The organism is Nocardioides sp. P86 (assembly GCF_023712465.1).
Taxonomy (GTDB): domain Bacteria; phylum Actinomycetota; class Actinomycetes; order Propionibacteriales; family Nocardioidaceae; genus Nocardioides; species Nocardioides kribbensis.
The window spans coordinates 1017901-1036815 of the sequence record NZ_JAMAYE010000001.1 but is presented as its reverse complement, the minus strand read 5'-3'; the positions used below and the strand labels follow the sequence as shown (position 1 = coordinate 1036815).

The 18915-nt window shown below is 69.9% G+C and carries 30 protein-coding genes; 28 read left to right on the top strand and 2 right to left on the bottom strand.

What is annotated here, in order from left to right:
* Positions 1 to 25: 25 nt before the first annotated feature.
* The 27 genes from rplV (at position 26) to rplQ (ending at position 15797) form a co-directional block, all read left to right on the top strand.
* Positions 26 to 451, top strand: a complete 426-nt coding sequence (gene rplV / locus M3673_RS04830; RefSeq protein ID WP_082499867.1) for a 50S ribosomal protein L22 — start codon at positions 26 to 28, stop codon at positions 449 to 451.
* Entirely contained in the window at positions 451 to 1287 is an 837-nt protein-coding gene (gene rpsC / locus M3673_RS04825) for a 30S ribosomal protein S3 (protein ID WP_056862077.1), read from the top strand. Before rplV ends, rpsC begins: the two co-directional genes overlap by 1 nt.
* A 5-nt stretch (positions 1288 to 1292) precedes the next feature.
* The gene (rplP, locus tag M3673_RS04820) at positions 1293 to 1712 is read left to right on the top strand and encodes a 50S ribosomal protein L16 (protein WP_056862078.1); all 420 of its coding nucleotides are present in this window, start codon (positions 1293 to 1295) and stop codon (positions 1710 to 1712) included.
* Complete coding sequence (gene rpmC, locus M3673_RS04815; protein ID WP_251532354.1) at positions 1712 to 1957, top strand: 50S ribosomal protein L29; 246 nt, start codon at positions 1712 to 1714, stop codon at positions 1955 to 1957. The genes rplP and rpmC overlap by 1 nt, the downstream gene beginning before the upstream one ends.
* A complete protein-coding gene (rpsQ, locus tag M3673_RS04810; protein ID WP_056862080.1) occupies positions 1954 to 2232 on the top strand; it encodes a 30S ribosomal protein S17 in 279 nt (92 codons plus the stop codon). The genes rpmC and rpsQ overlap by 4 nt, the downstream gene beginning before the upstream one ends.
* A 99-nt stretch (positions 2233 to 2331) precedes the next feature.
* Positions 2332 to 2700, top strand: a complete 369-nt coding sequence (gene rplN / locus M3673_RS04805) for a 50S ribosomal protein L14 (RefSeq protein WP_056862081.1) — start codon at positions 2332 to 2334, stop codon at positions 2698 to 2700.
* Positions 2700 to 3062, top strand: coding sequence for a 50S ribosomal protein L24 (gene rplX, locus M3673_RS04800; RefSeq protein WP_056862082.1), 363 nt, complete (start codon positions 2700 to 2702; stop codon positions 3060 to 3062). The genes rplN and rplX overlap by 1 nt, the downstream gene beginning before the upstream one ends.
* Positions 3062 to 3649 carry a 50S ribosomal protein L5 gene (gene rplE / locus M3673_RS04795; RefSeq protein ID WP_056862083.1) on the top strand — a complete coding sequence of 196 codons (588 nt, stop codon included), beginning with the start codon at positions 3062 to 3064 and terminating at the stop codon, positions 3647 to 3649. The genes rplX and rplE overlap by 1 nt, the downstream gene beginning before the upstream one ends.
* A 1-nt stretch (position 3650) precedes the next feature.
* Positions 3651 to 3836, top strand: coding sequence for a type Z 30S ribosomal protein S14 (locus tag M3673_RS04790; protein WP_011757321.1), 186 nt, complete (start codon positions 3651 to 3653; stop codon positions 3834 to 3836).
* Positions 3837 to 3918: 82 nt separating this feature from the next.
* Positions 3919 to 4326 (top strand): 30S ribosomal protein S8, encoded by a 408-nt coding sequence (gene rpsH / locus M3673_RS04785; protein WP_056862084.1) that lies wholly within the window; start codon positions 3919 to 3921, stop codon positions 4324 to 4326.
* Positions 4327 to 4356: 30 nt separating this feature from the next.
* The gene (gene rplF / locus M3673_RS04780) at positions 4357 to 4896 is read left to right on the top strand and encodes a 50S ribosomal protein L6 (RefSeq protein WP_193662469.1); all 540 of its coding nucleotides are present in this window, start codon (positions 4357 to 4359) and stop codon (positions 4894 to 4896) included.
* A gap of 1 nt (position 4897) precedes the next feature.
* Positions 4898 to 5281: a 50S ribosomal protein L18 gene (gene rplR / locus M3673_RS04775; protein ID WP_056862086.1), complete on the top strand. Its 384-nt coding sequence runs from the start codon at positions 4898 to 4900 to the stop codon at positions 5279 to 5281.
* Between the two features lie 37 nt (positions 5282 to 5318).
* Positions 5319 to 5948 carry a 30S ribosomal protein S5 gene (gene rpsE / locus M3673_RS04770; RefSeq protein ID WP_056862087.1) on the top strand — a complete coding sequence of 210 codons (630 nt, stop codon included), beginning with the start codon at positions 5319 to 5321 and terminating at the stop codon, positions 5946 to 5948.
* Positions 5948 to 6130: a 50S ribosomal protein L30 gene (rpmD, locus tag M3673_RS04765; protein WP_056862088.1), complete on the top strand. Its 183-nt coding sequence runs from the start codon at positions 5948 to 5950 to the stop codon at positions 6128 to 6130. Before rpsE ends, rpmD begins: the two co-directional genes overlap by 1 nt.
* A 1-nt stretch (position 6131) precedes the next feature.
* Positions 6132 to 6572, top strand: a complete 441-nt coding sequence (gene rplO, locus M3673_RS04760; protein ID WP_056862089.1) for a 50S ribosomal protein L15 — start codon at positions 6132 to 6134, stop codon at positions 6570 to 6572.
* A gap of 169 nt (positions 6573 to 6741) precedes the next feature.
* Positions 6742 to 8043: a preprotein translocase subunit SecY gene (secY, locus tag M3673_RS04755; protein WP_056904803.1), complete on the top strand. Its 1302-nt coding sequence runs from the start codon at positions 6742 to 6744 to the stop codon at positions 8041 to 8043.
* A gap of 1 nt (position 8044) precedes the next feature.
* Entirely contained in the window at positions 8045 to 8620 is a 576-nt protein-coding gene (locus M3673_RS04750; protein ID WP_056862091.1) for an adenylate kinase, read from the top strand.
* Between the two features lie 8 nt (positions 8621 to 8628).
* Positions 8629 to 9444 (top strand): type I methionyl aminopeptidase, encoded by an 816-nt coding sequence (gene map, locus M3673_RS04745; protein ID WP_285839195.1) that lies wholly within the window; start codon positions 8629 to 8631, stop codon positions 9442 to 9444.
* An 81-nt stretch (positions 9445 to 9525) separates the two neighbouring features.
* Positions 9526 to 10521, top strand: a complete 996-nt coding sequence (locus tag M3673_RS04740) for a TerC family protein (protein ID WP_251532353.1) — start codon at positions 9526 to 9528, stop codon at positions 10519 to 10521.
* Between the two features lie 28 nt (positions 10522 to 10549).
* Complete coding sequence (locus M3673_RS04735; RefSeq protein ID WP_251532351.1) at positions 10550 to 11611, top strand: LLM class flavin-dependent oxidoreductase; 1062 nt, start codon at positions 10550 to 10552, stop codon at positions 11609 to 11611.
* Positions 11612 to 11853: 242 nt separating this feature from the next.
* A complete protein-coding gene (gene infA, locus M3673_RS04730; protein ID WP_026145687.1) occupies positions 11854 to 12075 on the top strand; it encodes a translation initiation factor IF-1 in 222 nt (73 codons plus the stop codon).
* A 74-nt stretch (positions 12076 to 12149) separates the two neighbouring features.
* On the top strand, positions 12150 to 12263 hold the full coding sequence (rpmJ, locus tag M3673_RS04725) for a 50S ribosomal protein L36 (RefSeq protein ID WP_056862094.1): 114 nt from the start codon (positions 12150 to 12152) through the stop codon (positions 12261 to 12263).
* 209 nt (positions 12264 to 12472) lie between these two features.
* Positions 12473 to 12847, top strand: coding sequence for a 30S ribosomal protein S13 (rpsM, locus tag M3673_RS04720; RefSeq protein WP_056862095.1), 375 nt, complete (start codon positions 12473 to 12475; stop codon positions 12845 to 12847).
* 68 nt (positions 12848 to 12915) lie between these two features.
* A complete protein-coding gene (gene rpsK, locus M3673_RS04715) occupies positions 12916 to 13323 on the top strand; it encodes a 30S ribosomal protein S11 (RefSeq protein ID WP_056862096.1) in 408 nt (135 codons plus the stop codon).
* A gap of 26 nt (positions 13324 to 13349) precedes the next feature.
* The gene (gene rpsD / locus M3673_RS04710; protein WP_056862097.1) at positions 13350 to 13958 is read left to right on the top strand and encodes a 30S ribosomal protein S4; all 609 of its coding nucleotides are present in this window, start codon (positions 13350 to 13352) and stop codon (positions 13956 to 13958) included.
* Between the two features lie 124 nt (positions 13959 to 14082).
* Positions 14083 to 15099, top strand: coding sequence for a DNA-directed RNA polymerase subunit alpha (locus M3673_RS04705; protein WP_056862098.1), 1017 nt, complete (start codon positions 14083 to 14085; stop codon positions 15097 to 15099).
* A 116-nt stretch (positions 15100 to 15215) separates the two neighbouring features.
* Positions 15216 to 15797: a 50S ribosomal protein L17 gene (rplQ, locus tag M3673_RS04700; protein ID WP_056904801.1), complete on the top strand. Its 582-nt coding sequence runs from the start codon at positions 15216 to 15218 to the stop codon at positions 15795 to 15797.
* 78 nt (positions 15798 to 15875) lie between these two features.
* Here the strand turns inward: rplQ and M3673_RS04695 are convergent, their stop codons facing one another.
* Entirely contained in the window at positions 15876 to 16235 is a 360-nt protein-coding gene (locus M3673_RS04695) for a GntR family transcriptional regulator (protein WP_193662440.1), read from the bottom strand.
* A 62-nt stretch (positions 16236 to 16297) separates the two neighbouring features.
* Here M3673_RS04695 and M3673_RS04690 point away from each other — a divergent pair, with 62 nt between their 5' ends.
* Entirely contained in the window at positions 16298 to 17197 is a 900-nt protein-coding gene (locus tag M3673_RS04690; RefSeq protein ID WP_251532349.1) for a PfkB family carbohydrate kinase, read from the top strand.
* An 18-nt stretch (positions 17198 to 17215) separates the two neighbouring features.
* Here the strand turns inward: M3673_RS04690 and M3673_RS04685 are convergent, their stop codons facing one another.
* On the bottom strand, positions 17216 to 18910 hold the full coding sequence (locus tag M3673_RS04685; RefSeq protein WP_251532346.1) for an FAD-dependent oxidoreductase: 1695 nt from the start codon (positions 18908 to 18910) through the stop codon (positions 17216 to 17218).
* Between the last annotated feature and the right edge of the window lie 5 nt (positions 18911 to 18915).

Below are 18915 nucleotides of genomic sequence, written 5' to 3'. Positions count from 1 at the left end.
CTCTGGGAACTGGAGAGAACGAGCTATGAGCGTTACTGAGCGAGGGCGCACGAGCGCCCGACGCGAGTCGCTGCTCGGCGACCAGCCGGGCGCCTTCGCGAGCGCGCGTCACACGCGGATCACCCCGCTGAAGGCCCGTCGTGTCGTGGACCTGGTCCGCGGCATGCACGTCGACGAGGCCCTGGCCCTGCTGCAGTTCGCGCCGCAGGCCGCCTCGGAGACCGTCTACAAGGTGCTGGAGAGCGCCGTCGCCAACGCCGAGACCACCGAGGGTCTCGACCGTGGCGACCTGGTGGTCTCCGTCGCGATGGTCGACGAGGGTCCCACCATGAAGCGCTGGCGCCCCCGGGCCCAGGGCCGTGCGACGCGGATCAACAAGCGCACCAGCCACATCACGCTGGTCGTCCAGCCGGCTGCCGTGGTCGCCGAGAAGAAGGGCAGGAAGGCCTGATGGGCCAGAAGATCAACCCGAACGGCTTCCGCCTCGGCATCTCGACGGACCACAAGTCCCGTTGGTACGCCGACAAGCTGTACAAGTCGTACGTCGGCGAGGACGTCGCCATCCGCAAGCTGCTGTCGAAGGGCATGGAGCGCGCCGGGATCTCGAAGGTGGAGATCGAGCGCACCCGTGACCGTGTGCGCGTGGACATCCACACCGCGCGCCCCGGCATCGTCATCGGTCGCCGTGGCGCCGAGGCCGACCGCATCCGCGGCGAGCTCGAGAAGCTCACCGGCAAGCAGGTGCAGCTGAACATCCTCGAGGTCAAGAACCCCGAGGTCGACGCGCAGCTGGTCGCCCAGGGCGTCGCCGAGCAGCTCGCCGGCCGCGTGCAGTTCCGTCGCGCCATGCGCAAGGCGATGCAGACCACGATGCGCTCGGGTGCCAAGGGCATCCGGATCCAGTGCTCGGGTCGCCTCAACGGCGCCGAGATGTCGCGGACCGAGTTCTACCGCGAGGGTCGCGTGCCGCTGCACACGCTGCGCGCCGACATCGACTACGGCTTCTACGAGGCCAAGACGACCTTCGGCCGCATCGGCGTGAAGGTCTGGATCTACAAGGGCGAGGTCGCCGGCACCCGTGCCGAGCGCCAGGCCCAGGCTGCCGCCCGCGCCGGGGTCCCCGGTCGCGGTGGTCGTCCGCAGCGTGGCGGGGAGCGCCCGAGCCGTGGCTCGCGCGGCGACCGCCCGACGCGTGCCGACCGCGGCGCCGAGGCTCCCGCCACCACCACGGAGGCGCCGGCCGAGGCCGCTGCCCCCGTCGCCGCTGAGTCCGGATCGGAGGCCTGACCGACATGCTGATGCCCCGACGCGTCAAGCACCGCAAGCAGCACCACCCCAAGCGGACCGGTGCGGCCAAGGGTGGCACCCGTCTCGCCTTCGGCGAGTTCGGGATCCAGGCCATCGAGGGTCACTACGTCACGAACCGACAGATCGAGTCGGCCCGTATCGCGATGACCCGTCACATCAAGCGAGGCGGCAAGGTGTGGATCAACATCTACCCCGACCGCCCGCTGACCAAGAAGCCTGCCGAGACCCGCATGGGTTCTGGTAAGGGTTCCCCCGAGTGGTGGGTGGCGAACGTCAAGCCCGGCCGCGTCATGTTCGAACTCTCCGGCGTCGACGAGGGCACCGCACGCGAGGCCATGCGCCGCGCGATGCACAAGCTCCCGATGAAGTGCCGGTTCATCTCGCGAGAGGCGGGTGAATTCTGATGCCCAACGGTATCGCTGCCCACGAGCTCGACGAGATGAACCACGTCGACCTCGAGGCGAAGCTGCGCGAGGCCAAGGAGGAGCTGTTCAACCTCCGGTTCCAGGCCGCCACCGGCCAGCTCGAGAGCCACGGCCGGCTGCGCACGGTCAAGAAGGACATCGCCCGGATCTACACCGTGGTGCGTGAGCGTGAGCTCGGCATCCGCACGGCGCCGGGTTCTGACAACGAGGATGGTGCCGCATGAGCGAGCAGACTGCCGAGACCACGGAGCGCAACGCCCGCAAGGTCCGCGAGGGCCTGGTCGTGAGCGACAAGATGGACAAGACCGTGGTCGTGTCCGTCGAGGACCGCGTGAAGCACGCCCTCTACGGCAAGGTCCTGCGCCGCACGAGCAAGCTCAAGGCGCACGACGAGGCCAACGAGTGCGGCATCGGTGACCGCGTCCTGCTCATGGAGACCCGACCGCTGTCGGCGACCAAGCGCTGGCGCGTCATCGAGATCCTCGAGAAGGCGAAGTAACCCCTCGCCCTCGCCGGGCGAGATCCAACCCCACCAGTTCGGCAAGGCTCACGGCCCGCGAGGCCGGCGAGAACCAGCTCGACAACCAGGAGAAACTCAATGATCCAGCAGGAGTCGCGACTCAAGGTCGCCGACAACACCGGTGCGAAGGAGATCCTCTGCATCCGTGTTCTCGGCGGCTCGGGTCGGCGCTACGCGGGCATCGGTGACGTCATCGTCGCCACCGTGAAGGACGCGATCCCCGGTGGCAACGTCAAGAAGGGCGATGTCGTCAAGGCCGTGATCGTGCGCACCGTCAAGGAGCGTCGCCGTCCCGACGGTTCCTACATCCGCTTCGACGAGAACGCCGCCGTGATCCTCAAGAACGACGGCGAGCCCCGCGGCACGCGCATCTTCGGCCCCGTGGGCCGCGAGCTGCGCGACAAGCGCTTCATGAAGATCATCTCGCTCGCACCGGAGGTGCTCTGATGGCCAAGTCGTCCGTGAACATCAAGAAGGGCGACACCGTCAAGGTGATCGCCGGCAAGGACAAGGGCGCCGAGGGCAAGGTCATCCAGGTGCTCCGTGAGGAGCAGCGGGTGATCGTCGAGGGTGTCAACCGCGTCAAGCGGCACACCAAGGTCGTCAACCAGGGCGGCTCGGGCAGCACCGGCGGCATCATCACCGCCGAGGCCCCCATCCACGTGTCCAACGTGATGCTCGTCGAGGGCGACGGCGTGACCCGGATCGGCTTCCGCCGTGACGAGGTCACCAAGCGTCGCCCCGACGGCTCGACGTACCAGGCCGAGCGCAGCGTCCGCATCTCGCGCAAGAGCGGCAAGGAGATCTGATGACCGAGACCCAGACCCCCGACGTGGCTGCGTCCGCGAAGGTCACCCCCCGCCTGAAGACCCGCTACCGCGAGGAGATCCTCCCCGCGCTGCAGTCGGAGTTCGAGATCGGGAACGTCATGCAGGTCCCCGGCCTGGTCAAGATCGTGGTCAACATGGGTGTGGGCGAGGCTGCCCGCGACTCCAAGCTGATCGAGGGCGCCGTGCGCGACCTCACCGCGATCACCGGCCAGAAGCCGCTCGTGACCAAGGCCCGCAAGTCGATCGCGCAGTTCAAGCTGCGCGAGGGCATGCCGATCGGTGCGCACACCACGCTGCGCGGCGACCGCATGTGGGAGTTCCTCGACCGGCTGCTGTCGCTGGCGCTCCCGCGCATCCGCGACTTCCGCGGCCTCTCGCCCCAGCAGTTCGACGGCCGGGGCAACTACACCTTCGGTCTGACCGAGCAGGTCATGTTCCACGAGATCGACCAGGACCGGATCGACCGTTCCCGCGGCATGGACATCACCATCGTCACGACGGCCACGACCGACGACCAGGGCCGCGCGCTGCTCAAGCAGCTGGGCTTCCCGTTCAAGGAGAACTGACATGGCGAAGACCGCTCTGAAGGTCAAGGCCGCTCGCAAGCCGAAGTTCGCTGTCCGCGGCTACACCCGCTGCCAGCGCTGTGGCCGGCCCAAGGCCGTCTACCGCAAGTTCGGCCTGTGCCGCATCTGCCTGCGAGAGATGGCGCACCGGGGCGAGCTGCCCGGCGTGACCAAGTCCTCCTGGTAATCCTTCCCAATTCAAAGATCGCTGCAGGTCGCACCTGAGCTACAGGTGCGAAACCACGGTGGAGAAAGGGCCGCAGCAGGCCATGACGATGACAGACCCGATCGCAGACATGCTCACTCGTCTGCGTAACGCCAACCAGGCGTACCACGACGCGGTTTCCATGCCGTACAGCAAGATCAAGCAGGGTGTCGCCGACATCCTCAAGCAGGAGGGCTACATCACCTCCTACGACGTCACCGAGCCGGGTGAGGGCGAGGTCGGCAAGACGCTGACCATCACGCTCAAGTACGGCCGCAACCGGGAGCGCTCCATCGCGGGCGTGCGCCGGATCAGTAAGCCGGGCCTGCGGGTCTACGCCAAGCACACGGGTCTCCCGAAGGTGCTGGGCGGGCTGGGCGTCGCGATCATCTCGACGAGCCAGGGCCTGCTGACCGACCGACAGGCCAACCAGAAGGGCGTGGGCGGAGAAGTCCTCGCCTACGTCTGGTGACGACGAGACCGAGATAGGAGAACTGAAAGCATGTCGCGTATTGGCAAGCTCCCCGTCGCGGTTCCGTCCGGTGTCGACGTGGCGATCGACGGCCAGCTGGTGACCGTCAAGGGCCCCAAGGGTGCCCTGACGCACACCGTCGCCGAGCCGATCGCCGTGGTGAAGGGGGAGGGCGTCCTCGACGTCACCCGCCCCGACGACCACCGCATCAGCAAGTCGCTGCACGGCCTGAGCCGCACGCTCATCCACAACATGGTCGTCGGTGTCACCGACGGCTACGAGAAGAAGCTCGAGATCGTCGGCGTGGGCTACCGCGTCCTGTCGAAGGGCCCGACCCAGCTGGAGTTCCAGCTCGGGTACTCCCACCCGATCATCTTCGACGCCCCCGAGGGCATCACCTTCACCGTCGACGGCCCGACCCGCCTGGGTGTCCAGGGCATCGACAAGCAGCTCGTCGGCGAGACGGCCGCGAAGATCCGCAAGCTGCGCAAGCCCGAGCCCTACAAGGGCAAGGGTGTTCGTTACGCCGGCGAGCAGGTCCGCCGCAAGGTCGGAAAGGCTGGTAAGTGACATGGGCATCTCGCTCTCGAACAACAAGCACACCGCCGCTCGCGTCAAGTCGCGCCTGCGTCGCCAGGTCCGTGGCCGCAAGAAGGTCGCCGGCACCGCCGAGCGTCCTCGCCTGGTCGTGACCCGCTCCTCCAAGCACATCACCGTCCAGGTCGTCGACGACCTGGTCGGCAAGACGCTGGCCTCGGCCTCCACCATGGAGACCGACCTGCGCGGCTACGAGGGCGACAAGACCGCCAAGGCGAAGAAGGTCGGCGAGCTCGTCGCCGAGCGCGCCAAGGCTGCCGGTGTCGACGGGGTCGTCTTCGACCGCGCCGGCAACAAGTACCACGGCCGCGTCGCGGCCCTCGCGGACGGCGCCCGTTCGGGCGGCCTGACGTTCTGATCCAGACATCGCAAGTGAAGAGAAGAGGAACAGTCTCATGAGCGGAGCCCAGCGCGGACAGCGCAGTGGCGAGCGCCAGTCTGGTGACCGTCGCGGTCGCGACGACCGTCGCGGTGGCCAGGCTGACAAGACCGCCTACATCGAGCGCGTCGTGGCGATCAACCGCGTCGCGAAGGTCGTGAAGGGTGGTCGTCGCTTCAGCTTCACCGCCCTCGTGGTCGTCGGTGACGGCGAAGGTCTGGTCGGAGTCGGCTACGGCAAGGCCAAGGAGGTGCCCGCGGCGATCGCCAAGGGTGTCGAGGAGGCCAAGAAGGCCTTCTTCCGGGTCCCCCGGATCCAGGGCACGATCCCGCACCCCGTCCAGGGTGAGAAGGCGGCAGGCGTGGTCATGCTGCGTCCCGCCTCGCCCGGTACCGGCGTCATCGCCGGTGGCCCGGTGCGTGCGGTGCTCGAGTGCGCCGGCATCCACGACATCCTGAGCAAGTCGCTCGGGTCGTCGAACCAGATCAACATCGTGCACGCGACCGTCGAGGCGCTGCGCATGCTCGAGCAGCCCGAGGCCGTGGCCGCCCGTCGTGGCCTGCCGGTCGAGGACGTCGCCCCGGCGGCGCTGCTCAAGGCGCGCACCGAGGTGCCCGCGGGCGTCTCGCAGGAGGTGTCCTCCTGATGGCACAGCTCAAGGTCCAGCAGAAGAGGGGCACGGTCGGCCTCAAGGCCAACCAGCGCGAGACGCTGCGCACCCTCGGCCTGAAGCGGATCGGTGACGTCGTCGTCAAGGAGGACCGTCCCGAGATCCGCGGCATGGTCAACACGGTCCGTCACCTGGTGACGGTCGAGGAGGTCGACTGACATGACGCTCAAGCTGCACCACCTGCGCCCCGCTCCGGGCGCCAAGACCGCGAAGACCCGTGTGGGTCGCGGTGAGGCCTCGAAGGGCAAGACGTCGGGTCGCGGTACCAAGGGCACCAAGGCCCGGTACCAGGTCCCGGTGGCCTTCGAGGGTGGCCAGATGCCGATCCACATGCGTCTGCCCAAGCTCAAGGGCTTCAAGAACCCGTTCAAGGTCGAGTTCCAGGTCGTGAACCTGGACCGGATCAGCGCGCTCTTCCCCGAGGGTGGCTCCGTCACCGTCGACGAGCTCGTGGCCCGCGGCGCCGTCCGCGACGGTCACCCGGTCAAGGTCCTCGGCCAGGGCGACTGCTCGGTCAAGGTCGACGTGAGCGCCCACGCGTTCTCGGCCTCGGCCAAGGAGAAGATCGAGTCCGCAGGCGGCACCACCAGCCTGGTCTGACCCAGCCCCGTCAAGGCGCGGCCGGCACCGCTCACCAGCGTGCTGGCCGCGCCTTTGCCGTCACTCGTGAGGCCGACGAGGTGTGGGTCACCACCCCTGTTAGGCTTCCCGAGGCTTCCATGGTCGTCCGTGGGAGCCGCTCATCGTTGTGAGGAAAGAGGATCTGCCCGTGCTAGGCGCCTTCGCCAACGCTTTCCGGACACCGGACCTGCGTCGCAAGCTGCTCTTCGTCCTGGGGATCATCGTGATCTTCCGGGCCGGGTCGCAGATCCCCGCCCCCGGCGTGAACGTCGCCAACGTCCAGCAGTGCATCGACATCGCGCAGACAGGTGACAACGCCAGCCTCTACAGCCTGGTCAACCTGTTCTCGGGTGGAGCGCTGCTCCAGCTCACGATCTTCGCGCTCGGCATCATGCCGTACATCACCGCCAGCATCATCCTGCAGCTGCTCGTCGTGGTCATCCCGCGGCTCGAGGCGCTGAAGAAGGAGGGCCAGGCGGGCCAGACGAAGATCACCCAGTACACCCGCTACCTCACCCTGGGCCTCGCGCTGCTGCAGGCGACGGGCATCGTCGCGCTGGCGCGCTCGGGCAACCTGCTGCAGTGCAACCTTCCGCTGCTGCACAGCAACGGCACCCAGACCTTCCTGGTCATGGTCATCACCATGACCGCCGGCACCGCGGTGATCATGTGGCTCGGCGAGCTCATCACCGAGCGCGGCATCGGCAACGGCATGTCGATCCTGATCTTCACCCAGGTCGTCGCGACCTTCCCGGCCGCGCTCTGGGAGGTCCAGAAGAGCCAGGGCTGGTGGGTCTTCGGCCTGGTCATCGCGATCGGCCTGGTCATCATCGCCGCGGTCATCTTCATCGAGCAGGCCCAGCGCCGGATCCCGGTGCAGTACGCACGCCGGATGGTCGGACGCAAGATGTTCGGCGGCAGCTCGACCTACATCCCGCTGAAGGTCAACCAGGCCGGCATCATCCCGGTCATCTTCGCCTCCTCGCTGCTCTACCTGCCGGCGATGGCGGTGCAGTTCAACCAGACCAACCCCTCGCCGTGGGTGGAGTGGATCAGCAAGTACTTCGTCACCGGGGCCCACCCGCTCTACATGGCGACGTTCTTCCTGCTCATCGTCTTCTTCACCTACTTCTACGTGTCGATCACCTTCAACCCCGTCGAGGTGGCCGACAACATGAAGAAGTACGGCGGCTTCATCCCCGGGATCCGGGCGGGCAAGCCGACCGAGGACTACCTGTCCTACGTCCTGTCCCGCATCACGCTGCCGGGCGCGCTCTACCTCGGACTGATCGCCCTCATCCCGCTCATTGCCCTCGTGCTGATCGACGCCAACCAGAACTTCCCGTTCGGTGGCACCTCGATCCTCATCATGGTCGGCGTCGCGCTGGACACGGTGAAGCAGATCGAGAGCCAGCTCCAGCAGCGAAACTACGAAGGATTCCTCCGCTGACATGCGAATGATCTTCATGGGCCCGCCCGGGGCCGGCAAAGGCACCCAGGCCAAGTTCGTCGCCGAGCACTTCGGCATCCCCGCCATCTCCACCGGTGACATCTTCCGCGCCAACGTCTCCCAGGGCACCCCCCTCGGCGTCGAGGCCAAGCGGTACATGGACGCCGGCGACTACGTGCCCGACGAGGTCACCAACCTCATGGTGCGCAACCGCATCGACGAGGACGACGCCACGCCCGGCTTCCTGCTCGACGGCTACCCGCGCACGCTGGCGCAGGTCGAGGAGCTCGACGGGATGATCGCCTTCACCGGCCACTCCCTCGACGCCGTGGTCGTGCTCACCGTCGACGAGGACGAGCTGGTGGCCCGGCTGGTCCAGCGCGCCCAGGTCGAGGGTCGCGCCGACGACACCGAGGACGTCATCCGACGCCGCCAGGAGGTCTACGCCGAGCAGACCGAGCCGCTCATCGGGGTCTACCGCGATCGCGGCCTGCTGGTCGAGGTCGACGGCATGGGCGAGGTCGCCGACGTGACCAAGCGGATCTTCGACGCCCTCGACGACCTGCCGCAGAGCTGACCGTGGGCCTGCTCGACCGCGGCCTGGAGATCAAGACCCCGGAGCAGGTCGTCGCGATGCGTCGCGCCGGCCTGCTCGTGGGGGAGACCCTGGAGCTGCTGCGCTCCTCGGTGCGTCCCGGCATCAGCACCGCCGAGCTCGACGCCGTGGCGGAGGACGCGATCCGCAGCGGCGGGGGAGTGCCGTCCTTCAAGGGCTACCACGGGTTCCCCGCCTCGATCTGCGCCTCGGTCAACGACCGGGTGGTGCACGGCATCCCCGGCGCCGACGAGGTGCTGGCCCCCGGTGACGTCATCTCCATCGACTGCGGAGCGATCGTCGAGGGGTGGCACGGCGACGCCGCGATCACCGTGGCGGTCGGCGAGGTGTCGGCGGAGCTCGTGGAGCTGATGCGCGTCACCGAGGAGTCGATGTGGCGCGGCATCGCCGCGGCGCGGCTCGGCGGACGGGTCTCCGACATCGGTCACGCGGTCGAGACCTACGTCCGCTCGCAGGGCGACTACGGCATCCTCGAGGACTACACCGGGCACGGGATCGGCACCGAGATGCACCTGCCGCCCAACGTCCCCAACTACGGCAAGCCCGGCAAGGGCCCCAAGCTCGTCCGCGGTCTGGCCCTGGCCGTGGAGCCCATGATCACCCTCGGCAGCGCCGAGACCGACGTGCTCGACGACGACTGGACCGTCGTGACCACCGACGGCAGCCGCGCCGCGCACTTCGAGCACACCTTCGCCCTCACCGCCGACGGCGCCTGGGTCCTGACCGCCCTCGACGGCGGCGAGGAGGCCCTCACCGGCCTCGGCGTCCCGTTCGGCGGACGGTGACCCCGGCGGGTACCGTGAGCCCGCTCCGCACCGGGTCCCCGACCCGGCTGCACCACTGACACCAATCGGAAAGGTCCCGTCGTGGACGTCGCCCCCTGGCTGTGGTGGACCACGGTCCTCCTCACCACCGGCCTGCTCCTCGTCGACGTCTTCGTCATCGGACGTCGGCCCCACGAGCCCACCACCCGCGAGACCTCGCTGCACCTGGCCGGCTTCGTCGCCCTCGCGGTCGTCTTCGGCCTGGGGGTCTGGTACTTCGCCGGTGGCCAGTACGGCGGGGAGTTCTTCGCCGGCTGGCTGACCGAGTACTCGCTCTCGGTCGACAACCTGTTCATCTTCATCATCATCATGACCAAGCTGCAGGTGCCGCGGCAGTACCAGCAGACCGCGCTGCTCATCGGCATCGTGCTCGCCCTGGTGCTGCGCGGCATCTTCATCGGCGTCGGCGCCGCGGCGATCGAGAACTTCAGCTGGGTCTTCTACCTCTTCGGCGCCTTCCTCATCTACACCGCCGTCAAGCTGGCCAAGGAGGGCGGCGACGACGACGAGCACTACGAGGAGCCCAAGCTGGTCGCGATCGCGCGCCAGCGGCTGCCGCTGACCGAGCACTGGAACGGCGTGAAGTTCACCGTCTCGGAGAACGGCAAGCGGATGCTCACCCCGATGTTCATCGTGGTGCTCTCCCTCGGCGTGACCGACCTGCTCTTCGCCCTCGACTCGATCCCGGCCATCTACGGCCTCACCAGCGAGCCCTACCTGGTCTTCACCGCCAACGTCTTCGCGCTGATGGGCCTGCGCCAGCTCTACTTCCTCATCGGCGACCTGCTGCAGCGTCTGGTCTACCTCTCCTACGGCCTGGCCTTCCTGCTCTTCTTCATCGGCGTCAAGCTCGTCCTGCACGCCATGCACGAGAACGAGCTGCCCTTCGTCAACGGCGGCGAGCACATCGAGTGGGCGCCCGAGGTGCCGATCTGGCTCTCGCTGCTCGTCATCGTCGGCACCCTCGCGGTCACCACCGTGCTCAGCCTGCTCAAGGACCGCAGCACCCGGCGCAAGGCCTCGATCGGCGCGGAATAGCCCTCCGCGGGGTGGGGTTGGGACGGTGATGAGCCAGTCACGCAGCCACCAGACCAGCCCCACCCTCTCCGTGCTCGACCTCGTGCCGGTGCGCAGCGACCAGACCTCGGGCGACGCCCTCGCCGCCACGCTCGAGCTCGCGCGCGAGGCCGACGCGCTGGGCTACCGGCGCTACTGGGTGGCCGAGCACCACAACATGCCGGCCGTGGCCTCGACCAACCCCCCGGTGGTGATGGCGATGATCGCCGGCGCCACCGAGCGGCTCCGCGTGGGCTCGGGCGGCGTCATGCTCCCCAACCACGCCCCGCTGGTCGTGGCCGAGCAGTTCTCGCTCCTCGAGGCCGCCTACCCGGGTCGCATCGACCTCGGCATCGGGCGCGCCCCCGGCACCGACCCGGTCACCAGCTACGCCCTGCGCCACGGGGCCGGCGGCGTCAGCGACGAGGCCGTGACCCGCTTCCCCGAGTACGTCGACAACGTGCTGGCCATGATGGAGCCCGAGGGCGTCGCCGTCGCGGTGGCCGGTCGCCAGCAGGTCCTCAAGGCGACCCCGTCGGCCGCCGGGGTGCCCGAGATGTGGCTGCTGGGCTCCTCCGACTACTCCGCCCGCCTGGCCGCGGAGAAGGGCATGCCCTACGTCTTCGCCCACCACTTCTCCGGCAGCGGCACCGCCGAGGCGCTCGAGCTCTACCGCTCGACCTTCCGACCCTCCGCCGCACTGGCCGAGCCGCGCACCTTCCTGACCGTCAACGTCTCGGTGGCGCCGACCGCGGAGGAGGCCCGGCTGCGCGCCCTGCCGCAGCTGCAGATGATGCTGGCCCTGCGCACCGGGCAGCCGCTGCAGGCGCAGGTGCTGGTGGAGGAGGCCGAGAAGGTCCAGGCCCCGCCCGCGCAGCAGGACGTCATCGACGCGATGGCCGCGCGCTGGGTCATCGACGCCCCCGAGGCGGCCCGCGCCCGGGTGGCCGAGCTGGCCTCGACGTACGACGTCGACGAGGTCATGGTCGTGCCGGTGGCCGGCGCCCACGTGGGCACCGAGCCCGGCAGCTCGCCCGCGCGCGTGGAGACGCTGCGGCTGCTCGCCGCCTGAGCCCAGCGCGGCGCTCGGGCTGATTAGGGTTCTGGGGCGCCCGCGAACTAAACTGGCGTGTCGGCCCAACGTGGGTCTGTCCTGCGCTCCTCGAGGCTGCCCGTCCGCCGGGTGAGGAGCGCCGGTCGGCTTCACGAGGTCCACCACCGCCCCCGGGCGGAGGAGGTTCCCGGGCCACCCGCAGGGCACCCGCCCCGCGGTGCAGCACACGGTAGACAACCGGACAACAGATTGTGGAGGACATGCCGAAGAAAGAAGGCGTGATCGAGCTCGAGGGCACCATCACGGAGGCCCTGCCCAATGCCATGTTCCGCGTCGAGCTGAGCAACGGCCACAAGGTCCTCGCCCACATCAGCGGCAAGATGCGCCAGCACTACATCCGGATCCTCCCCGAGGACCGCGTGGTGGTGGAGCTCTCGCCGTACGACCTCACCCGGGGTCGCATCGTCTACCGCTACAAGTAAGCGGTGCCGCGAGACCGCTCGCCGGCGCACGCGTCAAGCCGACAGCCCCCCGGGGCCACGAAAGGACCTCCGCGATGAAGGTCAACCCCAGCGTCAAGAAGATCTGCGACAAGTGCCAGGTGATCCGTCGCCACGGCCGCGTCATGGTCATCTGCGAGAACCCGCGCCACAAGCAGCGCCAGGGCTGAGAGGCCCGCTGCAGCCCGGCTGCACCCCGCACCACCCGCACCACCACAACTGAACACACCTCAACGTGATCGCTTAGCCGCCCTGGACGCGGCGAACCACCCCCGGAGCAGAGGCCGGGGCCCGGGCACGACGGCTCGCCGTCGACATCCCCCCGGGGCGCGACACGACCAGAAACCTCTGTGGACTACCCGAAGGGACCGCCAGACACATGGCACGCCTCGTTGGAGTGGATCTCCCGCGCGACAAGCGCATCGAGATCGCTCTCACCTACATCTACGGCATCGGCCGTACCCGCTCCCAGCAGCTGCTCGCCGAGACCGGGGTCGACCCGAACACCCGCGTGCACCAGCTGGGTGACGAGGAGCTGGTCAAGCTCCGCGACGCCATCGAAGCCAACTTCAAGATCGAGGGTGACCTCCGTCGCGAGGTCCAGGCCGACATCCGTCGCAAGATCGAGATCGGCAGCTACCAGGGTCGCCGCCACCGCATGGGCCTTCCGGTCCGCGGTCAGCGCACCAAGACCAACGCGCGCACCCGCAAGGGTCCCAAGCGCACGGTTGCCGGCAAGAAGAAGGCCAAGTGACGCGACGGCCCGCGCCGTCCCACCTGCCCTTCCTCACCTCAACGACCAGCTACCCCAGGAGATAACGCATGCCTCCCAAGAGCCGCGCAGCGGCCGGCGCCAAGAAGGTGCGCCGCAAGGAGAAGAAGAACGTCGCTCAGGGCGAAGCCCACATCAAGAGCACGTTCAACAACACCATCGTCACGATCACCGACCCCACCGGTGCGGTGATCTCGTGGGCCTCGGCCGGCACCGTCGGCTTCAAGGGCTCGCGCAAGTCCACCCCCTACGCCGCGCAGATGGCCGCCGAGGCCGCCGGGCGTCGGGCCATGGACCACGGGATGAAGAAGATCGACGTCTTCGTCAAGGGTCCGGGGTCGGGTCGTGAGACCGCGATTCGCTCGCTGGGTGCCATCGGCCTCGAGGTCGGCACCATCCAGGACGTCACGCCCACCCCGCACAACGGCTGCCGCCCTCCCAAGCGCCGCCGCGTCTGACCCGAGACCTAGAAGGAGACTGAACCATGGCCCGTTACACCGGACCCATGACCCGGAAGTCGCGCCGTCTCGGTGTCGACCTCGTCGGTGGCGACCAGGCTTTCGAGCGTCGTCCCTACCCGCCCGGCGCCCACGGCCGCGGCCGCATCAAGGAGAGCGAGTACCTCCTGCAGCTGCGCGAGAAGCAGAAGGCCCGCTTCACCTACGGCGTGCTCGAGAAGCAGTTCCTGAACTACTACAAGGAGGCCTCGCGCCGCACCGGCAAGACCGGTGACAACCTCCTGCAGCTGCTCGAGTGCCGTCTCGACAACGTGGTCTACCGTGCCGGCTTCGCCCGCACGCGCCGCCACGCCCGCCAGCTGGTGACCCACGGTCACTTCCTGGTCAACGGCCACAAGGTCGACATCCCGTCGTTCCAGGTGACCGCGCACGACATCATCGACGTCCGCGAGAAGTCGCTGGAGACCACGCCGTTCATCGTCGCGCGTGAGACCCACGGCGAGCGCGTCGTCCCGGCCTGGCTCGAGGCCCTGCCGAACCGCATGCGGATCCTGGTGCACCAGGTGCCGACCCGGGCGCAGATCGACCTTCCGGTCCAGGAGCAGCTCATCGTCGAGTACTACTCGAAGAAGTGACCCTCGGGTGTCGCCCCCGTCCTCCGGGCCGGGGGCGGCGCCTGTTGCTGCTCCACCCTCCCTTTCCACATCCTCGCAGTTCGGGCCCGTCAAATAGCGGGTGGGCCCGGAAAGGAAAACACCAGTGCTCATCGCACAGCGCCCCACCCTCTCGGAAGAGTCCGTCGACGAGTTCCGCTCGCGCTTCGTCATCGAGCCCCTCGAGCCCGGCTTCGGCTACACGCTCGGCAACTCGCTGCGCCGCACGCTGCTCAGCTCCATCCCCGGCGCCTCGGTCACCAGCATCAAGATCGACAACGTCCTGCACGAGTTCTCGACCATCGACGGCGTCCGCGAGGACGTCACCGAGCTGATCCTGAACCTCAAGGGCCTCGTGGTCTCCTCCGAGCACGACGAGCCGGTCACCATGTACCTGCGCAAGTCGGGTGCCGGTGACGTCACCGCGGCCGACATCGCGCCCCCGGCCGGTGTCGAGGTGCACAACCCCGACCTCAAGATCGCGACCCTGTCCGAGAAGGGCAAGATCGAGATGGAGCTCGTCGTCGAGCGCGGCCGCGGCTACGTCTCGGCCGTGCTGAACAAGGGCGCCGACAACGAGATCGGCCGCATGCCGGTCGACTCGATCTACAGCCCCGTGCTGAAGGTGACCTACAAGGTCGAGGCCACCCGCGTCGAGCAGCGCACCGACTTCGACAAGCTCGTCATCGACGTCGAGACCAAGCCCTCGATCCGTCCCCGCGACGCGATCGCCTCGGCCGGCAAGACCCTCGTCGAGCTCTTCGGCCTCGCCCGCGAGCTCAACGTCGAGGCCGAGGGCATCGACATCGGCCCCTCCCCGGTCGACGAGCAGCTCGCCGCCGACCTCGCCCTCCCGGTCGAGGACCTGCAGCTGACCGTGCGGTCCTACAACTGCCTCAAGCGCGAGGGCATCCACACCGTGGGTGAGCTCATCAGCCGCTCCGAGCAGGACCTGCTCGACATCCGCAACTTCGGCGCGAAGTCGATCGACGAGGTCAAGGCCAAGCTGGTCGAGATGGGCCTGTCCCTCAAGGACAGCGCCCCCGGCTTCGACCCCCACGCCGCTCTCGCCGCCTACGGCGAGGACGACGACGACGCCTTCGTCGAGGACGAGCAGTACTGAGTCCCAGCACCACCCCGCTCCACCCCCGCACCACCCGCAGCACCCAGCCCTGACCGGCACCGCGCCGGTCGACTACCCGGGTACCTGGTACGGCCCGGGAGAAATGAGAGAGAGCCATGCCCAAGCCCAAGAAGGGTCCCCGCCTCGGCGGTAGCCCGGCCCACCAGCGCCTCATCCTGGCCAACCTCGCGACCGCGCTCTTCGAGCACGGCCGGATCACCACCACCGAGTCGCGGGCGCGCACGCTGCGTCCCTACGCGGAGAAGCTGATCACGAAGGCCAAGAAGGGCGACCTGCACAACCGCCGCGAGGTCCTCAAGACCATCCGCGACAAGGGCGTCGTGCACGTGCTCTTCACCGAGATCGCCCCGACCATGTCGGAGCGTCCCGGTGGCTACACCCGCATCACCAAGCTCGGCCCCCGCAAGGGCGACAACGCCCCCATGGCCGTCATCGAGCTGGTGACCGAGGCCTACACCCCCTCGGCTCCCCGCACCGCCGCTCCGGCTGCCGCCGCCCCGGCCGCGCCCGCCGAGGAGGCTCCCGCCGAGGAGACCACCAGCGACGAGACCGCCACCGACGAGGCGCCCGTCGAGATGACCGACGAGGCCTCGCCCGAGGGCAGCGTCGTCGCCGAGGAGCAGGCCGCCGAGGCCGACTCCGACGAGGGCGACAGCAAGGACGAGACCAAGGCCTGAGCCTGGTCCTCACCGCACCGAGGCCCGCCACCCCGCTGGGGTGGCGGGCCTCGTGCCGTTCACGGGCTCACCGGCCGCTCACCCGCGCCAGGCCTGCTCGACGAGCCGGGTCGCCTCGGCCAGGGAGAGACCGAGGCGCCGCGCGGACCCGACGTACGCCGCCGCGGCGGCGCCGGCCGCCGGACCGGACGCGGCGGCGCCCGCGGTGACCGAGGTGCCGCGGCGTCCCTCGGTCACGACCACGCCGTCGGCCTCGAGCTCGCGGTAGGCGCGCGCCACGGTGCCGGCGGCGACGCCGAGCTCGGCGGCCAGGGCGCGCACGGTCGGCAGCCGGGTGCCGGCGGGCAGGTCGCCGGAGGCGGCTCGGCGGGCGATCTGGGTGCGCAGCTGCTCGAAGGGCGCCTCACCGGAGGCGGGGTCGAGCGGGTGGACGGTCATGGGCTGCACGCTAGTGCCCGGGCGCGGGGCGCGGTCGGGCCCGGCGTGGTAGAAGCATCCCTATGGATGCACAGGTGCTGGTGGTGGGGGAGTCGCTGGTCGACGTGGTGCACCGCGCGAGCGGGGAGCGGGTGGAGTACGCCGGGGGCAGCGCGGCCAACGTCGCGGTCGCGCTGGCCCGGCTGGGGCGCCCGGTGCGCTTCGCGACGGCCTTCGCCGACGACCACCACGGGTCCATGGTGCGCGACTACCTCGAGGCCGCCGGGGTGCGGCTGGCCTGCGACCCGGCGGCGATCGACCGCACGGCGACCGCGGCGGCGACGATCGGCGCCGACGGGGCGGCGTCCTACGAGTTCGACCTCGACTGGCGGCTGCTGCCCGTGGAGCGCGAGCCGGCGCCGGTGGCCGTGCACACCTGCTCGCTGGGCGCCGTGCTGGCCCCGGGGGCCGAGGACGTGCTGACCCTGCTGGAGGAGCTGCGCGGCACGGCCACGGTGACCTACGACGTCAACGCCCGGCCCGCGATCACCGGCACCGGGCCCGACGTGGTGGCGCGCGTGGAGCGGGTGGCCCGGCTCGCCGACCTGGTGCGGGCCAGCGACGAGGACCTCGAGGCGCTGTGGCCCGAGCTCGACCTCGCCGAGGCCGTCGCGCACCTGCGGGGTCTCGGCGCGGCCGTGGTCGTGGTGACGCGCGGCGCCGACGGTGCATCGTGGACCTCGGCCCAGGGAGAGGTCGTGGTCGCCTCGCGACGCGTCGAGGTGGCCGACACCATCGGCGCGGGCGACACCTTCGGCGCGGCGCTGGTCGACGCCCTCGCCGAGCGGGGGCTGCTCGGGGGCCGGCTCGGGCCGATCGGCGACGACGTGGTGGTCGAGGTGCTCGAGCACGCGGCGCGGGCGGCGGCGATCACCGTCTCGCGCCCCGGCGCCGACCCGCCGTGGCGCCACGAGATGGCCTGACGCCCCGGCGCCCGCACGTCAGCGCCCGGCCAGCCACCGGTGGACCAGCGGCACCACCGAGGCGCCCTCGCCGCTGGCGGCGGCGACCCGCTTCATCGAGCCCGAGCGGATGTCGCCGGCCGCGAAGACGCCCGGCAGCGTCGTGGCGAGGTCGGCGGGCGGCAGGCCGTCGGTCCAGCGCTCGCGGGGCACGTCGCGCCCGGTGAGCACGAAGCCCTGCGCGTCGCGCTCGACCTCCGCCGGCAGCCACTCGCAGTGCGGCTCAGCGCCCAGCAGCAGGAACAGCCCGCCGGCGGCGACCTCCTCGCGGGCGCCGCTGCGGGTGTCCTCGAGCACGAGGCGCTCCAGCCGGCCCGCGCCGCCGCCGTCGACGACGGCCGTGCAGGTGCGCACCGCGATGCGCGGGTTGTGGTCGATCTCGCCGACGAGGTACTGCGACATGGTCTCGGTCAGTGAGGGCCGGCGCACCAGCACGGTCACCGAGCGGGCGAAGCGCGACAGGTGCACCGCGGCCTGGCCGGCGGAGTTGCCGCCGCCCACGACGTAGACGTCCTGGCCCTCCATCTCGCGGGCCGCGGTGAGCGCGGCGCCGTAGTGGACGCCGCGTCCCACGAGCTCCTCCAGCGGCTCGACGCGCAGCTTGCGGTAGGCCACGCCGGTCGAGACGACGACGGCGCGGGCCCTGACCTCGCCGGCCTCGGTGCGCACGACGTGCGGCTCCCCGTCGACGCCGGGCAGGAGCGCCTCGACCGACCAGCCGGTGAAGAACTGCGTGCCGAAGCGCAGGGCCTGGTTGCGGGCGCGCTGGGAGAGCCGCATGCCCGAGATGCCGCGGGGGAAGCCCAGGTAGTTGCGGATCATGGAGCTGGTGCCGGCCTGGCCGCCGATCGCCTCGGCCTCGAGCACGACGGTGGAGAGCCCCTCGGAGGCGGCGTAGACGGCCGCGCCCAGGCCCGCGGGACCAGCCCCGACCACGACCAGGTCGACGACCTCGTCCACGGCAACGTCGCCGGGGGCGCCGTAGACCGACAGCGCGACGTCGCGCACGCTGCGCGCCTCGACCACCTCGCGGTTCAGCGCGTGGACCAGCGGGTACGCCGCGTCCGGCCGGGCCAGCGCCCGCACGTGCCGGCCGCCCTCGCTGTCGGGGTGGTGGACCCGGCTGGGCATGCCCATCCGGTCGAGGTAGTCGCGGATGGCCAGCGTGAGGCCGTCCTGCTCGGGCGCGACGATCGTGACCGAGACGACCTCGGGGTCGGCGACCGTGGAGCCCCAGTCGGAGAGCAGGTCGGTGACGGCGTGGTGGAACTCCTCGTCGCGGGTGCCGCGCGGCATCAGCAGGTAGGCGTCGTACTTGCCGGCCGCCATGCCCGCGCGCAGCGGGGGGCCGTCGGGGATGAAGCGCTCCCAGTGGGCGGCGATCATCCGCCGGGCGGTCGGCACCACGGTGCGCCAGCGCCCGAAGGCCTCGAGCACGTGGCAGTCGGGCAGCACCGACTCGGTGACGAAGAGGGCGACGGTGCCGCCCTCGGTGCGCACCCGGGCGGCGACCTCCTCGGCCTCGGCGCACGAGGTGGCCGTGCGCAGGTCGTACTCGCGCTCGTAGCGCCCGAAGTGCTCGCGCAGCTCGTCGGCGCGGGTCCCGGAGACCAGCACGATGGTGGGGGCGGTGGGGTGCTGCAGGGGCACCACGGTGGCCGGGTCGTCGCTCACGCCCC